At 73.8% G+C, this 15,361-nt stretch carries 10 protein-coding genes; 3 read left to right on the plus strand and 7 right to left on the minus strand.

Annotation, left to right across the window (positions count from 1 at the left end; translation table 11 throughout):
- Position 1 precedes the first annotated feature (1 nt).
- Complete coding sequence (locus tag ACTEI_RS10755; protein ID WP_239082304.1) at positions 2 to 190, minus strand: FeoA family protein; 189 nt, start codon at positions 188 to 190, stop codon at positions 2 to 4.
- A gap of 363 nt (positions 191 to 553) precedes the next feature.
- A complete protein-coding gene (locus tag ACTEI_RS10760; protein WP_122977519.1) occupies positions 554 to 1,117 on the minus strand; it encodes a TetR/AcrR family transcriptional regulator in 564 nt (187 codons plus the stop codon).
- A 120-nt stretch (positions 1,118 to 1,237) separates the two neighbouring features.
- Here ACTEI_RS10760 and ACTEI_RS10765 point away from each other — a divergent pair, with 120 nt between their 5' ends.
- On the plus strand, positions 1,238 to 2,146 hold the full coding sequence (locus tag ACTEI_RS10765; RefSeq protein WP_122977520.1) for an SDR family oxidoreductase: 909 nt from the start codon (positions 1,238 to 1,240) through the stop codon (positions 2,144 to 2,146).
- A 307-nt stretch (positions 2,147 to 2,453) separates the two neighbouring features.
- On the opposite strand, the gene ACTEI_RS36890 is transcribed toward ACTEI_RS10765, so the two are convergent.
- The gene (locus tag ACTEI_RS36890) at positions 2,454 to 3,443 is read right to left on the minus strand and encodes a YncE family protein (RefSeq protein ID WP_164465908.1); all 990 of its coding nucleotides are present in this window, start codon (positions 3,441 to 3,443) and stop codon (positions 2,454 to 2,456) included.
- Positions 3,444 to 7,592: 4,149 nt separating this feature from the next.
- Between ACTEI_RS36890 and ACTEI_RS10780 the strand changes: the two genes are divergently transcribed.
- Both ACTEI_RS10780 and ACTEI_RS10785 read left to right on the plus strand, forming a co-directional pair.
- Complete coding sequence (locus ACTEI_RS10780) at positions 7,593 to 8,555, plus strand: hypothetical protein (protein ID WP_164465909.1); 963 nt, start codon at positions 7,593 to 7,595, stop codon at positions 8,553 to 8,555.
- A 474-nt stretch (positions 8,556 to 9,029) separates the two neighbouring features.
- Complete coding sequence (locus tag ACTEI_RS10785) at positions 9,030 to 9,944, plus strand: DUF389 domain-containing protein (RefSeq protein WP_122977524.1); 915 nt, start codon at positions 9,030 to 9,032, stop codon at positions 9,942 to 9,944.
- Positions 9,945 to 10,132: 188 nt separating this feature from the next.
- Here the strand turns inward: ACTEI_RS10785 and ACTEI_RS10790 are convergent, their stop codons facing one another.
- The 4 genes from ACTEI_RS10790 to ACTEI_RS10805 form a co-directional block, all read right to left on the minus strand.
- Entirely contained in the window at positions 10,133 to 10,396 is a 264-nt protein-coding gene (locus ACTEI_RS10790) for a hypothetical protein (RefSeq protein WP_122977525.1), read from the minus strand.
- Positions 10,397 to 10,544: 148 nt separating this feature from the next.
- Positions 10,545 to 11,972 carry a helix-hairpin-helix domain-containing protein gene (locus ACTEI_RS10795; RefSeq protein ID WP_145830850.1) on the minus strand — a complete coding sequence of 476 codons (1,428 nt, stop codon included), beginning with the start codon at positions 11,970 to 11,972 and terminating at the stop codon, positions 10,545 to 10,547.
- A gap of 11 nt (positions 11,973 to 11,983) precedes the next feature.
- Entirely contained in the window at positions 11,984 to 13,360 is a 1,377-nt protein-coding gene (locus tag ACTEI_RS10800; protein ID WP_122977527.1) for an APC family permease, read from the minus strand.
- Between the two features lie 98 nt (positions 13,361 to 13,458).
- Complete coding sequence (locus ACTEI_RS10805; RefSeq protein WP_122977528.1) at positions 13,459 to 15,330, minus strand: glycosyl hydrolase family 28-related protein; 1,872 nt, start codon at positions 15,328 to 15,330, stop codon at positions 13,459 to 13,461.
- Positions 15,331 to 15,361 lie beyond the last annotated feature (31 nt).

Consider the following 15,361-nt stretch of genomic DNA (forward strand, 5'->3'; position numbering starts at 1 on the left):
CTCACCGTGCCGTCTCCGCGACCCGCAGGAGCGCGGCCTGCTCCCGGCGCAGGCACACCTCGTAGTCGCGGACCCGGTAGATCACCGGATTGCGCAGCGGCGCCCGGCGTACCACCTCGACCGCCGTGCCGGGCGTGAAACCGAGATCCGCCAGACGGCGCGCGGTGGTCTCCGGCGCGCCCGAGGTCACGCCGAGCACGGTGGTGCGGCTGCCCGGCCGCAGGTCCGCCAGAACGGCGCAACCGGGCGGGTCCTGCCGAGGGAACCGGGCGTGCCGAGGGAACGGAGCCTGCCGGGAGGACGGATCCTGGCGAGGGAACGGAGCCTGCCGAGAGGACGGGGCCTGCCGAGAGATTCGTGGTGCCACGCGCCCACCGTAAGTAAGGCTTTCCTAACCTGCCACGGCCGTTCGGCCCTGCGCGCCGGTGCGGCGAACTCCGCCTCACGCGGTCAGCCCGCCAGCCGGCTGACCGCCGCGACCGCCGGCGCGCCGGAGCGCCCGGCCGTCGCGCCGGCTACCGGCGATCCCGCGGTCTCCGGGTCGCAGACCTCCCTAGGCCGCCGACGTCACCGCCCGCAGCTCGGCGGTGACCTCGGCGATCAGGTCCGCCAGCGGCTCGGCGCCGGGCTCGGACACCCATCGGGCGAACGCCACCCGGAAGACCGTGCAGCCCGATTCCGCGGCCAGGGTCGCCGCGGTGTCGCCGACACCCTTCGCCCGCAGGGCCGCGGCCACCGCGGCCGCCAGCGAGGCCATCTTGTGCAGCTCCCGCTCGGTCAGCTCGGGGCTGGCCGCGATGATCGACTGACGGGCCCGGGCGAACTCGAGCCGATCGGCGAAGATCTCCCGCGCGACCCGGTCGAAGCCCGCCACGACGGCGTCGAACGGCGCGGCGTCCGACTCGGTCAGCGCCTCGACCACCATGTCCTGCAGCATCTGGCCGCCGCTGAACAACGCTTCCCGCTTGTCGCCGAAGAGCCGGTAGAAGGTGCGCTTGTCCAGCCCGGCGCGGGTGGCGATGTCGGTGACCGTGGTCTGGTCGAACCCCCGCTCGCGGAACAACTCCAGGGCGGCCGCCGCGAGGCGGTCGCGCGTTCCGGGCTGCCAGCGGGCCATGCGCGTGACAGTACTCACCGTCACTTCGCGACATCAAATCCGCCGCCGGGATGTCGCATGGTGACATCACGGGATATGGTGATGTCACAAGGTGACATCACGGTTCAGGAAGGAACCACCATGCAGGTATTCGTGACCGGCGCCTCCGGCCACCTCGGGTCCGCGGTCGTGCCGGAACTGCTCGACGCCGGGCACCGCGTCGTCGGCCTGGCCCGCTCCGACGCGTCCGCCGCCGCGATCGAGAAACTGGGCGCGGTGGCGTGCCGCGGTGATCTGTCCGACGGCGACCTGTTGCGCGCCCAGGCCGGCGCGTCCGACGGCGTCATCCACCTGGCGTTCCGCCACGACCTCATGCTCAGCGGGGACCTCGCCGGCGCCGCCGAGGCCGACCGGGCAGCGCTGGAGGCGCTGGCCGCGGGCCTGGAGGGATCCGGAAAACCCCTGATCAACACGTCCGGCACGGCCGTGCTCGGGCAAGGTGGCATCGCCGGGCGTACCAGCACCGAGCACGACGTGCTGGCCGGCGGCTACCGGACCGACGCGGAGAACTTCGTGGCGGGGCTGGCCGCACGCGGGATCCGTTCCGTCAGCATCCGGCTCACCCCCACGGTGCACAGCTCGCTGGACCACCACGGTTTCCTGCCCAGCATCATCGCCGCGGCCCGCGCCCACGGCTACGCCGCCTACGTCGGCGACGGCGCCAACCGCTGGCCCGCCGTGCACACCCGGGACGCCGCCGCCCTCTACCGGCTCGCCGTGGAGAAGGCCCCGGCCGGCTGCCGTCTGCACGCCGTCGACGACGAGGGCGTCCCGTTCGCCGAGATCGCCGCGGCGATCGGGCGCCACCTGAACCTTCCGGTTCGCAGCATCACCCCGGACGAGGCGGGCGCCTTCTTCGGCTTCCTCGCCGGCTTGGTCCAGCTGGACAACCCGACATCCGCCGCCGTGACCCGCGAGCTGCTCGGCTGGGCCCCCCGCCACCCGAACCTCATCGCCGACCTCGACGAGGGCCACTACTTCCGCGCCTGACCGCAGGCGCGGGACCGCGTCCCGAGCGGCCGCGGCGCCCGCTGTGGCGGATCATCCCGGCGCGGCGGGCGCCCGCTGTGGCGGAACATCGGGGCGCGGCGGGCGCCCGCTGTGGCGGATCATCCGGGCGCGGCGGGCGGCCCCGCCACCCCGGTCGGCGTGGCCTCGCCCGGCTCCGGTGGCTCAGTGCCCGGCCAGGCTCCGGTGGCTCAGTGCCCGGCCGCTGTCAGTCCGCGGTGTCCTCACTACCCGGCCGCTGTCAGTTCCCGGTGGCTCACTGTGCGGCTGCTGTCAGCCCCCGGTGGCCTCACTGCTCGGCCGCCTTCAGCACGGTGACCGCGCCGTCCCGTCCCGCGGTCACGTAGAGCCGGCGGCCGTCCGGGGAGACCGCGATCACCCGTGGACTGTCGCCGACCCGGACCGTGGCGGTCACCTGCTTCTCGATCAGGTTCAGCACCGAGACGGTGTCCGAGCCCTCATTCACGACGTACGCATGGACGCCGTCCGCCGACACGATCACCGCCTGCGGCAGTTTGCCGACCCGGTAGCGTTTCGTCAGTTTCAGGGTCTTGGTGTCGTAGGTCTCCACGGTGTTGACGTCATAGTTGGTGACCACCACGGTCGCCCCGTCCGGGGTGACCGCGACACTGTGCGGCGACCGGCCGACCGGGATGTTCGACAGCACCTTCTCACTCTTCGTGTCGATCACCGACACTCGGTTCGACTCGTGATCCGAGGTGTACGCCCGCGAGCCGTCCGGCGCGAAATCCACCCAGTGCGGATTCGGCGGCACGCTGATCTGCGACAGTTTGGCCAGCGTGCCGCCGTCGTAGATCTCCACCCGCGCGCCGTTGTGGATGGGCAGCCACACCCGCCCGTCCGGCGCGACCCCGGGCTCGAACGGCCGGGGGCCGGTCGTCACCGACATGACCACACTGCGTTTCGCGGTGTCGATCAGCGCCATCCCGTTGGCGCTGTAGTCGTTCTCGAACATCGACACGTACAGCCGCCCGCCGTCCTCGGACAGGGCCATGAACCGCGGCGTGATCGGCACCTCCAGGGCGGTGACCTTCCGGCTGCTCGCGTCGATGAAGAACACCCGCCGGGCGCCCTGGTCGGCGACGTAGACGGTCCGGTTGTCCGGGGCGACCACCACGCCCTCCGGCTCCCGCCCGACCCCCTCGATCGTGTCCACCACGACCGGTACGGCCAGGCTCGCCGGCACGGCCGGCGCCGACTCCGCCGGGCCGGCCGGCCCCGGCACGCTCCCGCCCTGCTGCGACGCTGGCGTCGGCACGCTCCCGCGCTGCTGCGGCGCGGCCGTCGTCGGAGCCGCACTTGGCTTGTCCTTCCCGGACACGTACCGGATGCCCAGATAGGCCCCCGCCGCGAGAACCAACGCCAGGATGAGGACGCCGGCAACGCGCAGGCGCCGCCGGCCCGCCGAGGGACTTTCCGCGTACGCCGCATCCCCGCCCGCCCCGGGCGGCGCCCCTCCCGGCGGCTGCCAGCTGGGCGAACTCGGCCATCCGGCCGGTGACGTGGGCCAGGCGGCATTGCCCCCGCCCTCCTGCCACGGGGGTGCCCCGGCCCAGCCGGCCCCGCGCCCACCGCCGGCAGGCCCCGGCCCGGTGGCGTTGTCGCCGGCAAGGCCGCCGCTCGCGGCCGGGCCGGAACCCGCCAAGCGTCCGCCCGCGAGGTTGCCGCCCGCCGGCGCGTCTCCGGCCGGCCAGGTCTCGGTCGGGTGGCTGCCCGCGAGGTTGCCGCCCGCCGGCGCGTCTCCGGCCGGCCAGGTCTCGGTCGGGTGGCCGCCCGCGAGGTTGCCGCCCGCCGGCCCGCCCCCGCCCGGCCACGTCTCGGCCCAGTGACCGCCCGACGGGTCGTTATCGGTCGGCCACGGCTGCGTGGTATGCCCGGCGGCAAAATCTTCGTTCGCCGGGCTGCCGCCGGCGGGTCCTGGCGCTGCGAAGTGTCCGCCCGCGAGGTCGCCGCCTGCCGGGCCGGGGAACGCGGGCCCCACGGCGTCGCGCTGCCCGCCGGTTCCATGTTCGCCGGGCCAGCCGGTCGCCCCGGCCGATGTCTCCCGGGGTCCGGCCGTGCCGGGGCCATGCTGGTCGGCCGCACCCGGCCACCGGCCCGCGCCGGGATGCGCGCCCGGCCATTCGCCCCCGCCCGCCGGCTGCGACCACCCGCTGCTGGCGGGCTGCGGCGGCCAGGCACTCGTGTCCTGCGGCCATCCCGGGTGCCCCGCTACTCCGGCGGGACCCTGTGCCCAGTCGTCCGCACCGTTCCACCCGCCGTGCCCGGGCAGCACTCCGGCCGGTCCCGTTCCCGGCGCGCCCAGCTCGACGCCGGATCCGGATGCCGCGACCGGTTCGTCACGTGTCCCCGGCGCCGCCGGTCCCGGCTGCTGACGTGGCCAGCCCCCGGCTGCGGCTGCCGCGGATCCGGCCTCCCACGGAAGCCCCGGCTGCCCACCCGCGTCCGCGACTTCTGGGCGGCCCGGCCAGGAGCCCCCCGGGACCCCGCGGCCGGGATCAGCCATTCCACCGTGACCGGGAACAGATCCCGCCGGCCATCCGGCATCGGGCTGGGTCTGCTCGGGGAAGCGGGCTCCGGCAGTCCGGTCATCGGGCTGGGTCTGCTCGGGGAAGCGGCCCCCAGCAGTCCGGTCACCCGGCCACGGCCCCGCAGGACTGCCTGAAGTCGGTGCCACATGCTCCGCGTCGCCCACCGGTTGCCCTCCACCCGCGATTGGATGAGCCGGCGCCGTGTCTCGGGTGCCACCGGGCCCGCGCATGCGGGCCGGATCCGGCACCGGAGACGCCGCCGTCTCCGCTCTCTCGGAGACCGGACCGGCACCCGGTTCCGGTCGGGAAACGTTGCGAGAATCGCTACCGCCCGCCGACTCGCCCGGGGACGAACCGGGGCGCGCCCCGCCGGTACCACCGCCGACGGCAGTGCCACCGCGGGTGGCAGTGCCACCGCTGGCCGGAGTGCCACCACGGGCGGGAGTGCCACCACGGGCGGGAGTGCCACCACGGGCGGGAGTGCCACCGTCGGAGGCATTGCCACCGCCACGGCCGCTGCCAGTGACGCTGCCGCTGCCGTTGTTCGTGACGGGGTGGGTGGCTTCCGTGTCGTGCCCGCCGTCGGTGGGCTGTCCGGCCTCCGGCGTGGCGGAACGCTTCTGCCGCTCTGATGGCGAGTGAAGCCAGCTGCCGATCAGCCCCCCGACGAATCCACCCGCCGCGGCTCCGGCCGTGGGGCCGCCACCAGCGCCGCTGTGCGGGAGGTCATCGCCCGCGGATCCCTCTCCCGGCGGCTCGCGTCGTACCGGAGTGCTCCCATTGCTTCCAGAATCCTCTGGTACGCCGGTAGCCGGTCCGCGCGCCGACGCATCCGACCGGGCCGGTGTGGCATCCGCCCGCGTCGCGGCGTCGTCGGCCCGGCGCCTGTCGGCCTCCGCCGGCTCGACGAACTCTGCGGCCGGGCAGCTGTCGGCCTCCGCCGGCTCGACGAACTGTGCGGAGTGGTCAATTCCGGTCAGCCCCGCGGTCGCCTCGGGATCGCTCCCACCCGCACCGTCCGCGGCGGCGCTGTTCACCGAACTTCGGAACGTGCCCCCGCCGTCGGCCTCGCCCGGGCTGTCCTCCCCGGCCGAGCGGTGAGGTTCGACCCCGCCGCTGGCTTGGACCGGTTCGCCGGGTCTCACGTTCCGGGTGGTGGGCGGGTGAAGCGGCTCGGCGTTTGGATCCGGCTCGGCCAGCGGCGACATCGGAGAGCTTGGCCACGGCCCGAAACTCTCCGCGCGTGTGGATGGTTCCGCCGGTGTACCGGGCCAGATGTCCGCGGACCGCTTCCCCGCAGATCCGGCCGCTTCGGAATCTGTGGTCCGCCTGACGTGCCGATCGGCTGCCTGCGTGGCGTCGGGAACCCCAAGGTGCGGCTGCGTGCTCCCGGGATCGCCGGTGGGCGGTGGGAATGCGGGCCCTGCGTTGCCGGGAGCGCTTGCGGACTGCGGGGATATGGGTTGCGTGTTCCGGGGATCGCTCGAGAGTGGTGAGGAAGTGGATCGCGTGCTCCGGGGATCGCTCGGGGGTGGTGGGGATGTGGGTTGCGTGCTCCGGGGATCGCTCGGGGGTGGTGGGGAAGTGGATCGCGTGCTCCGGGAATCCCTCGCGGGCGGTGAAGATGTGGGCTGCGTGCTCCGGGGATCGCCCGCGGGCGCTGCGGACGATGCGTGGCTTGGATCGTCGCTGGGCGGCCTGGACATCGGTGTGACCTGACCACTATCGCCAGTCACTGGGAGCCGGTCAGGATCGGTGCTGCCGCCGGTGGTGGTTCGCTGCGGGGTGGGGGAGCCGCTGGGCGTTCCCACCGGACCGCGGGCCGGGGACGCCGGATTCCGGTCCCGCGCGGTCTCCGGGGCCGGCGTCCACCACGTGCCGCTCAGCTGGTCCGGCAGGTCCTCAGTGGCTTCGCCGGACCAGGAACTAGGCGCCGCGCCGGGTCGCTGCGGCGGGCCGGACCAGGGGCCCCGGGCGGTCTGTGCGGGGGTCTGTGCGTTCGTGCCGCCCACAGCGCCGGGCGCACCGGCGGCCGCCGTGTGCCCGCCGGTGCCGGCATGCCGCTGCGTGGGCGGACCATCCGGCCGACCCGTGGATGCGCGGGGTGGCTCAGCGAACGGGTGCTGCGGCGGCGTGGACGGGACCGGGCCGGGCTGCGTCTGGTGCGGCACAGCGTGCGGGTAGCCGGGCTCCACCCGCGGTGCCGTCGGCTGCGCGCCGCCGGGTGGCAAGGCAAGGCCCGGCGCTCCGGCGGGGGTGTGCGGTGGGCCGGGCGGTGCCGGAAAGCCTTGTGCGGCAGCGGGCAGCGTCGGGCCCGGCCGGGCCGGGAAGGCGTGTGGTGGGCCGGGCGGGGTGGCGGTGGCTGGTGGCGTTGCGGGGAAGGCGTGTGGTGGGCCGGGCGGGGTGGCGGTGGCTGGTGGTGTTGCGTGGGAGGCGTGTGGTGGGCCGGGCGGGGTGGCGGCGGCTGGTGGCGTTGCGGGGAAGGCGTGTGGTGGGCCCGGCGGCGTCGGGACGGGCGGCGGGACGCCGGGGGACGCGGCCGGGGTTTGCCGGGGTCCGGACGCCGCCGGGAAGGACTGCGGCGGTCCGGGTCGGGACTGCGGCGGTCCGGGTCGGGACTGCGGCGGTCCGGGTCGGGACTGCGGCGCCGGGGGCTGCTCGGTGACGTCGTCGGAGACCTCGCCGGTGACGGTCAGACCGGCGCTGCCGGCGGGACCGTCCACGATCACCGTGCCGGTGAGCCGGCCCACGGTCGGGAACCAGGAGACGCGCAGCTCGTCACCCTCCAGCTTGGCGCGCAGGCCGTCGCCCGAGGCGGTCACCGTGGAGCGGGCGAGCAGGGGCGGGCCGGTGAGCGGGACGCGTACCGTCAATTGGTGGGTGCCGGGCGCGACCCGGCCGAAGTCGACCGCCGGCTCGGCGAGCCGCAGCGAGGTGCGCCGCAACGCCGCGGACGCGGCGGCGGCGACCCGGTCGTTTCCGGTCGCCAGCCGGCTCAGCGCGGCCCGGGCCTGCGCGGCCCGGTCGAGGTCGGCGGCGGCCGCGGCCGCCGCCAGTTCGGCGATCCGGGCGATCTGGTCGCTGCCGGGCCGGCGGACCCTCGCCACATACGGCTGGCGGCCGGAGTCGAACACCCAGTGCCGTACGCTGGGATCGCGTTCTCGCAGGTGGGCGTAGACCTCGTCGATCCCTGCGTAACCGTCCCGGTCACGGTCGGCGGACCCGCCGCGGAGGGCGTCGGCGAGCAGACCGGCGAACGTGGGCGGCTCCGGCCGGGCCGCCGCGGTGATCACCACCCGGCTGCGGCCCTCCGCGGAGCGCGCCGCGCGGAAGTAGGCGCCGGCGTCGACCGGGCCGCCGGTGCGTCCGTCCAGCAGGACCACGATCTGCCCGGCCTGGCTGCGGTGCATCAGCGCGTCGATGCGGGTCACGTCGACCGCGGTGTCGGCCGGTCGCTGCATGACCGTGTCCGCGGTGGCGAGATAGAGACCGCCGCCCGGGCCGGTGAGCAGGATGCCACGGAAGTAGACCAGCAGGCAGTCCTGCGCGGTCCGGCCGTCGCACAGCGCCTGCAGCCGTTGATAGGTGTCCCAGGTCTCCGGGTCCTGCAGGAAGTCCACGTCGAAGCCGCCCAGACCCGGATCGCCGAGGACGGCGGCGAGCGACCGCACGTCCGCCGACGGCACCGCATATCTGTGCAGGACGGGATCGTCGTGGTGCTCGACCGTCACCACAACCGCCAGCCGTCGCCCGCTCATCGCATCACCCTTGGTCCATGGTGCGACGTTCCGGGCCGCCCCGGAAGGCCTGACGGATTACGAACTGTTCCGGTCCGGTGACCTTCCGTTGTTGATCTTTGTCGGGGTTCCGGGCGTTCTGCGACGATCTAGCAGGTCCGATGTGGTCTTGTGCGGAACATCGCCTGGACGCGGCGGGGCGTGCCGTTCTCCCGAACGGGGGTGTCGGGCATCCGTCAGCGCGCTCGCCGGGCGTACCGGAAACGGCCGGAGGCCGCGGCGCCGCTCACCGGACCGCCCGCTACCGGCCGCCGGATCGCCGCGTCGTGCGTCGTGCGTCGCCCGCCGCGGGATCGCCGCGCCGTGCGCCAGCTGCCGACCGGATCGCCGGGCCGTGCGCCACCTGCCGCCGGATCGCTGCGTCGTGCGCCACCTGCCGCCGGATCGCTGCGTCGTGCGTCGCCCGCCGCGGGATCGCCGGGCCGTGCGCCAGCTGCCGCCGGATCGCCGCGCCGCGTGCGGTCCGCCGGTCGCGCCGGCCGCCACCTAGACTGACGGTCCGAGGTGGGAGATCGAATGCTTCACGTACGGGTGATCGCACCGGTAGCGGTGTCCGGTCAGGCCCAACGGCTGCTCGCCGCTGAGAAGGCGGTCACGCACCTGGTCGTGCTGCCCGGGGTGGCCGTGTCGCCGCGCGGTGACCTGCTGGAGTTCGACGTGGTCCGGGAGGGCGCCAGCGCGGTCCTCGACCGGCTGCGCGGCCTCGGCCTGGACCGTGACGGCTCGATTGTGGTGGAACGCGTCGACGCCACCCTGAGCGCGGCCGCCGACCGGGCCGCCCGGCGCACCCCGGGACTCGGGGTGGACGCGGTCGTCTGGCACGAGATCGAGCAGCAGACCGGCGAGGAGACCGTGCTGTCCGCCTCGTTCCTGGCCTTCATGATCGTCGCCACCGTCATCGCCGCCATCGGGGTGCTGCTCGACCAGCCGATCCTGATCGTCGGCTCGATGGTGGTGGGTCCGGAGTTCGGGCCGCTCGCGGCCCTCTGCGTCGGCCTGGTCCAGGGCAAGTTCCGGCTGGTCCGGCGCTCAGTGATCGCGCTCGGCGTGGGCTTCCCGGTGGGGATGCTGGTCACCGTGGCCGCGGTGTGGTTGCTCACCGTGACCGGTCTCGTGAACCGGTCGATGCTGCTGGCGGACCGGCCGCTGACCGATTTCATCTGGCGGCCGGACGCACTGTCGTGGGTGATCGGTTTCCTCGGCGGCGTCGCCGGGATCCTGTCGCTGACCTCGGCCAAGGCCGGCACGCTGGTCGGCGTGCTGATCTCGGTGACCACGGTGCCGGCCGCCGCGAACGCCGCGGTGGCGCTCGCGTACGGGGTGGCCGACGAGGCCGCCGGTTCGGCACTGCAGTTGGTGATCAACCTGATCGCGATCGTCGTCGCCGGGGTGCTCACCCTGCTCGTCCAGCGGCACGCGTGGCGCCGATGACATCCCGGACCGGTGCGTGCGGCGGTGTCCTCAGACGGTGACGCCCTCGGCCGGGCCGTGTGGCGGTGTCGTCAGGCGGTGGCCCTCGGCCGGGCCGTGTGGCGGTGTCGTCAGGCGGTGGCCAGCGGCCGGGGCGTGTGGCGGTGTCGTCAGGCGGTGGCCAGCGGCCGGGGCGTGCGGCGGTGTCCTCAGACGGTGACGTCCAGGGCGCGGCCGCGCGGCAGTTGCTTGACCTGGGTGGCCGCGGCGGCCTGGGCGGCGCGGGCCGCTTCGACCCGGGCGACCTCGGCCTCCGCGCCGGCGACGGCCGCCCGGTCGGCGGCGATGATCTGGGCGCTGGCCTGCGGCGGGGTGAGGTCGGCGGTCAGCTGGCGCCGGTACGACTGCAGGCGCACCCACGCAGCGTGGCTGCCCCAGGAAGTCGCGGCGGTGCCGGTGGTGAGGGTGACCATCGGAGCTCCCGAAGAACGTGTTGGCAACCGGACAGCCACCTCCATCGGCCGGACCGCTCCCGAGTTGCTACTTTTCCGGGTGACCTGCACGACAGCCGCCGTTTCGGGCGAGGGTGGTCCGGCCTCCGGGGAGACCGGACCGCAACCTTCAGCTCGCGGTGCCGGCCAGTTCGCGAGCCTTCGCCGGCCAGCTCGGCAGGCTGGCCGAGCCGCGCATACCGGCCGCGGCGATCGCCTGCTTGAGGCCGGCCACATCGGTGTCGGCGAGCTTGGCGTAGGTGGTGATGCCGGCCGCGGCCAGCGCCATCGCGACCTTGGGGCCGATGCCGGGGATCTTGGTCAGGTCGTCCGGCTGTTCGACGTCGGCCGGGACCGGGTCGCCCGCGACGACCGGCTCGACGATCGGCGACGCCTCCTCGACGACCGGCGACGCCTCCTCGGCGACCGGCTCGACGATCGGGGACGCCTCCTCGGCGGTCTCGGCGAGCGGCTCGTCGACGACGGCCGGCTCGGCGACCGCGACGGGCGCCGGCTCGGCGGTCTCCGCGACCAGTTCCGGCTCCGCGACGTCGGCGTCCTGAGGCGGCTTCGTGGTGGCCGCGTCCTGAGCGGGCTCCGTGGCGACCGTGACCGGCGCGGGCTCGGCTGCCATCTCCGCGTCCGGGTCCGCGACCGGCTCCGCGACGGCGGTGACCGGCTCCGGCGTGCCGATGGCCTCGGCGCCGACCGGCTGGGGTTCGCCGACCGGCGCGGTGACCGGCTCGGGTGCCGCGACGGGCTCGGGAGCCGCGACGGGTTCGGGAGCCGCGACGGGTTCGGGGGCCGCGACGGGCTCGGGCGCGGGGACCGGCTCGGCGACGGGGATGGGCTCGGTGATCGGCTCGGCAACGGTGACCGGCTCGGCGGGCGCCTCGGCGAACGCGGTGGGTTCGGTGACCGCGGCAGGCTCGGCGGCGACGGTGCCCTCTTGGACGGTCACGGCCTCAACGGCGACGGGCTCGGCGGCGACGGTGCCCTCTTGGACGGTCACGGCCTCAACCGCGACGGGCTCGGCGGCGACCGGCTCAGCGACGACGGGCTCGTCAACGACGACCGGCTCGGCGGCGACCGGCTCAGCGACCACGGGCTCGGCAGCGACGGCGGGCTCGGCAGCGACGACGGGCTCGGCAGCGACGACGGGCTCGGCAGCGACGGGCTCGTCAACGGCGACCGGCTCGGCGGTGACCGGCTCGCCCGTGACGGGCTCGGGTGCGACCGGCGAAGCCGGGACCGGCGCGACGACCGCGGTGTCGGCAGCAGGCTCCGATGCCGTCTCGGCGGACGCGGCACCCGAGGCGGCGGCGGAGGTGGTCGCGGCGGAGGTGGTCGCGTCCGGGGCGGTGGCCCGGATCGCCGCTGCCGGCGGGGAGGCCGTGTGAGCAGCCGCGTCGCGGCGGCCCCGGAAGATCCATCCGGCTACCAGGCCGACCACGAGCCCGGCCACAAGGGAGAAAAATGATGCCATATCCGGCCTCCGGGCGGGAGATGTGGGTGCATGTGGTAGCGCGCAGCTTCGCACATCACCTTCCGTAGCCACGACGAGGGTGCTCAGTCCGGCAGGCGGGTGGGATCGAGACGCGCCCGCTCGTGCCGGTCGTAGCGATTGACGGCGTACGTGATGGCCCACAGCACCACTCCGATCAGTAGCAGGATGCCCGCCACCCGGTAGTCCGCGGCGGCCCGCCCGCTGAGCGGACTGGCCAGGAAGGCGCAGGCGAGCGCGCCGAGCACCGGGATCGCCGTCGGCGCCCGGAAGTGCCGGTGCCCGACCCGGTCCCGGCGCAGCACCAGCACCGCCACGTTGACCACGGTGAACACGCAGAGCAGCAGCAGCGCGGTGGTCCCGCCGAGCGCGGCCAGGTCGGCGAACCAGATCAGCCCGAAGGCGATCAGCGTGGTGAAGACGATCCCCACCCAGGGGGTACGCCGGGTCCGGTGCACCCGTCCGAGGACGCGCGGCAGCACGTGCTCGTTCGCCATGCCGTACAGCAGCCGGCTGGCCATCATCATGTTGATCAGCGCGCTGTTCGCCACGGCGAACATGGTGATCCAGGCGAACAGCCACAGCGGGAATCCGGGCGCGCCGGCCTGCACCACCTTGAGCAGCGGTGTCTCACCCTCGCCGAGCGCGGCCGGTGGGACCAGGGCCACCGCCGAGATCGCCACCAGCACGTAGATCAGCCCGGTCAGCGAGATCCCGGTCAGCATCACCCTCGGGAAGTCCCGCACCGGGTCCCGGGTCTCCTCGGCCATGTTCACCGAGTCCTCGAAGCCGACCATGGCGAAGAACGCCAGCGCGGTGCCCGCGGTCACCGACAGCGCCACGCTCTCGCCGGGCGGGGTGGCGAAGTCGCCGAGCCGGGACAGGTCGCCCTCGCCGCCGCTCAGCGCCCACACGCCGACCCCGATCACGATCAGCAGGCCGGTCAGCTCGATGCCGGTGAGCACCACGTTGGCCTTGACGCTCTCGCCGACGCCGCGGAAGTTGACCAGCGCGACCAGCGCCATGAACGCGAGCGCGACGGCGGTCAGCGCGAAACCCCGGCCCAGCGACAGGTGCACCGCGGAGCCGAAGTTGCCGGCGAACGCCTTGGCCGCGCTGGACGCCGAGGTCAGCCCGGAGCACACCACCGCGAACGCCACCATGAACGTGACGAAGTGCAGGCCGAACGCCTTGTGCGTGTAGAGCGCGGCGCCGGCCGCCTGCGGGTACTTGGTCACCAGTTCGAGGTAGCTGAACGCGGTCAGCAGCGCGACCACGAACGCCAGCAGGAACGGCAGCCACACCGCCCCGCCGACCTCGGTGGCGACCTTGCCGGTGAGCGCGTAGACCCCGGTGCCGAGGATGTCGCCGACCACGAACAGCAACAGCAGTCCCGGCCCGATCACCCGTTTCAGTGACGGTTCGTCGGTGGTCGCGCTCATCGCACCTCCTCGGGGATTCGGTGCATGTACCCGGGCGTACCGGAACAGCAAACGCGGTGGTCACCGTCCAGCGGACGGTGACCACCGCGCGGTTCTGCTTACGGTACGGGGTATTCGTTCACATAGACCGGAACGCCCACCTTCGTGGTGTCGGCCGCGTCGCCCACGCCGTTGACCACGTGGTCGATCACGCCGGCGCTCAGGTTGACCGTCATGATGTGGTGCAGCTTGACGCCCGGGGTCTGCGGTACCTCGAAGCCGTTCTCGGTGTGGATCGACGGGTTGTTCTGGTTGAACACGTAGACGCCACCGCCGTACAGGTTGTGGGTCTTGACCTTGGCGCCGACCTTGTAGCCGGCGTAGCCCTCGACCGAGCCGTTCATCCAGTCCGCCTGCGTCGGCGGGTCGTACGGCAGCTCGTTCTGGTAGAGCACGGTCGTGCCGCCGTTGCCGTTCCAGACCGTGTTGTACTTCTGGAAGTGCTCGACGAACAGGCCGGTCGCGGTCACGTCGTCACCGTTGATCACCGCGCCGTACAGGCCGGTGTTGGTCTTCCACCGCTCGGTGTCGCCGCCGGTGAAGCCCTCGACACCGTGGTCGCCGCGCCACACCCAGGTGTGGTCGATCAGCACGTCGTCGCTGTTGACCTCGAGCGCGGTGGTGGTCCGGCCCACGTGCGGGCCGCCGACGCGGAAGTACACGTCCTGCAGCGTGGTCGGGTTGCTCGGGGTGGTGAAGCCGTGGCCGTGGGAGCGGCCGACGCGCAGCAGCGCGGAGGACCTCTGCAGGCCGGCGTCGATGGTGACGCCCGCGACCACCACGCCCGGCACGTCCTCGATCTGCAGCGGGGTGGAGCCCTTGACCGCGGTCAGCGTGGCCTGGCCGAGGCCCAGCACCACGGTGTTCGGCCGCCACACGTCGATGCTGCGGTCGATGTCGTAGACGCCCGGGGTGAACAGCAGGTGCTTGCCCAGCGCCAGGGCCAGGTTGATCTTCTTGGCCGAGTCGCCCGGCTTCGCGACGTAGAAGTCGGACAGCGGGACGGTACGGCCCGGGGAGTCCCAGGTGACGCCGGACGTGCCGCGCTGCGCGGCCGGCACGCGGACCTGCCACCTGCCCTTGGCGTCGACGAACAGGAACGGCTTCTGCCGGCTGACCGGCGTCTTCGCCAGCGTGGTGTACGGCGGGTTCGGGAACGCCGAGTCGTCGGGCGCGCCCACCACGCCGGCGAACACCTGGTTCCACACGCCGTTGGACCAGCTGGCCACCTCGCTGTTGCGGGTCAGCCACTGCTGCTGCGAGCCGTTCGTGGTGGCCGGCAGCTTGGCGTCGGCGATGAAGCCGCCGCTGCCGTACTGCGGGCCGGCGGTGCAGTAGTCCATCAGCGACAGGGTGCCGCCGGTGAACTGCACCCGGCGCAGCGACACCGCCTGGGAGACCGCCCAGAAGTTGGCGGTCTGCCGGCAGCCGTCCTGCCCGGCGCCGTTGATGTTGACGGTCAGGTTGGAGACCGTCCGCCAGAAGTTGACCAGCGCCAGGCAGTTGCTGGTGCCGCCACCCTCCAGGCAGCGGTTGTACACCTCCACCTTGCCGTTGATCACCACGTCGCCGGGGTTCGCCCCCAGGCCGGTGAGCTCGGTGTAGTAGCCGACCTTGACCTGCAGCGGCTGCTCGGCGGTGCCGTAGGTGCCCGGCTTGAAGAGAAAGGCGTACCGGTCGGTGCCCATCTCGTTGTCGACCTGCTTGGCGTTGGCCGCGTCCAGGGTGGCCTGGATCTGGCTGACCGGCATGCTCGGGTCGAAGACGGTGACGTTCTTGCCCAGGTCCGGCGTGGCGGAACCGGGTTGTGCGGCGGCCGGCGCGGCCTGCGCCGCGACGCCCGCGAGGGCCAGGCCGAGCGCGAGCGCACCGGCGGTGGTGCGGCGCAGCGGGGTACGGGTACCCGCGCCGAGCCGGCGGATTCTCGTCATACGGAGGAGCCCCTTCCGAAACAAGATCGCA

It is taken from the genome of Actinoplanes teichomyceticus ATCC 31121 (genome assembly GCF_003711105.1).
Taxonomy (GTDB): domain Bacteria; phylum Actinomycetota; class Actinomycetes; order Mycobacteriales; family Micromonosporaceae; genus Actinoplanes; species Actinoplanes teichomyceticus.

What these genes read in the sequence shown, in the direction of transcription:
- ACTEI_RS10760 (WP_122977519.1), bottom strand. Translation starts at nt 1,117, where the DNA reads ATGGCCCGCTGGCAGCCCGGAACGCGCGACCGCCTCGCGGCGGCCGCC.
- ACTEI_RS10765 (WP_122977520.1), top strand. Translation starts at nt 1,238, where the DNA reads ATGCAGGTATTCGTGACCGGCGCCTCCGGCCACCTCGGGTCCGCGGTC.
- ACTEI_RS10785 (WP_122977524.1), top strand. Translation starts at nt 9,030, where the DNA reads ATGCTTCACGTACGGGTGATCGCACCGGTAGCGGTGTCCGGTCAGGCC.
- ACTEI_RS10790 (WP_122977525.1), bottom strand. Translation starts at nt 10,396, where the DNA reads ATGGTCACCCTCACCACCGGCACCGCCGCGACTTCCTGGGGCAGCCAC.
- ACTEI_RS10800 (WP_122977527.1), bottom strand. Translation starts at nt 13,360, where the DNA reads ATGAGCGCGACCACCGACGAACCGTCACTGAAACGGGTGATCGGGCCG.
- ACTEI_RS10805 (WP_122977528.1), bottom strand. Translation starts at nt 15,330, where the DNA reads ATGACGAGAATCCGCCGGCTCGGCGCGGGTACCCGTACCCCGCTGCGC.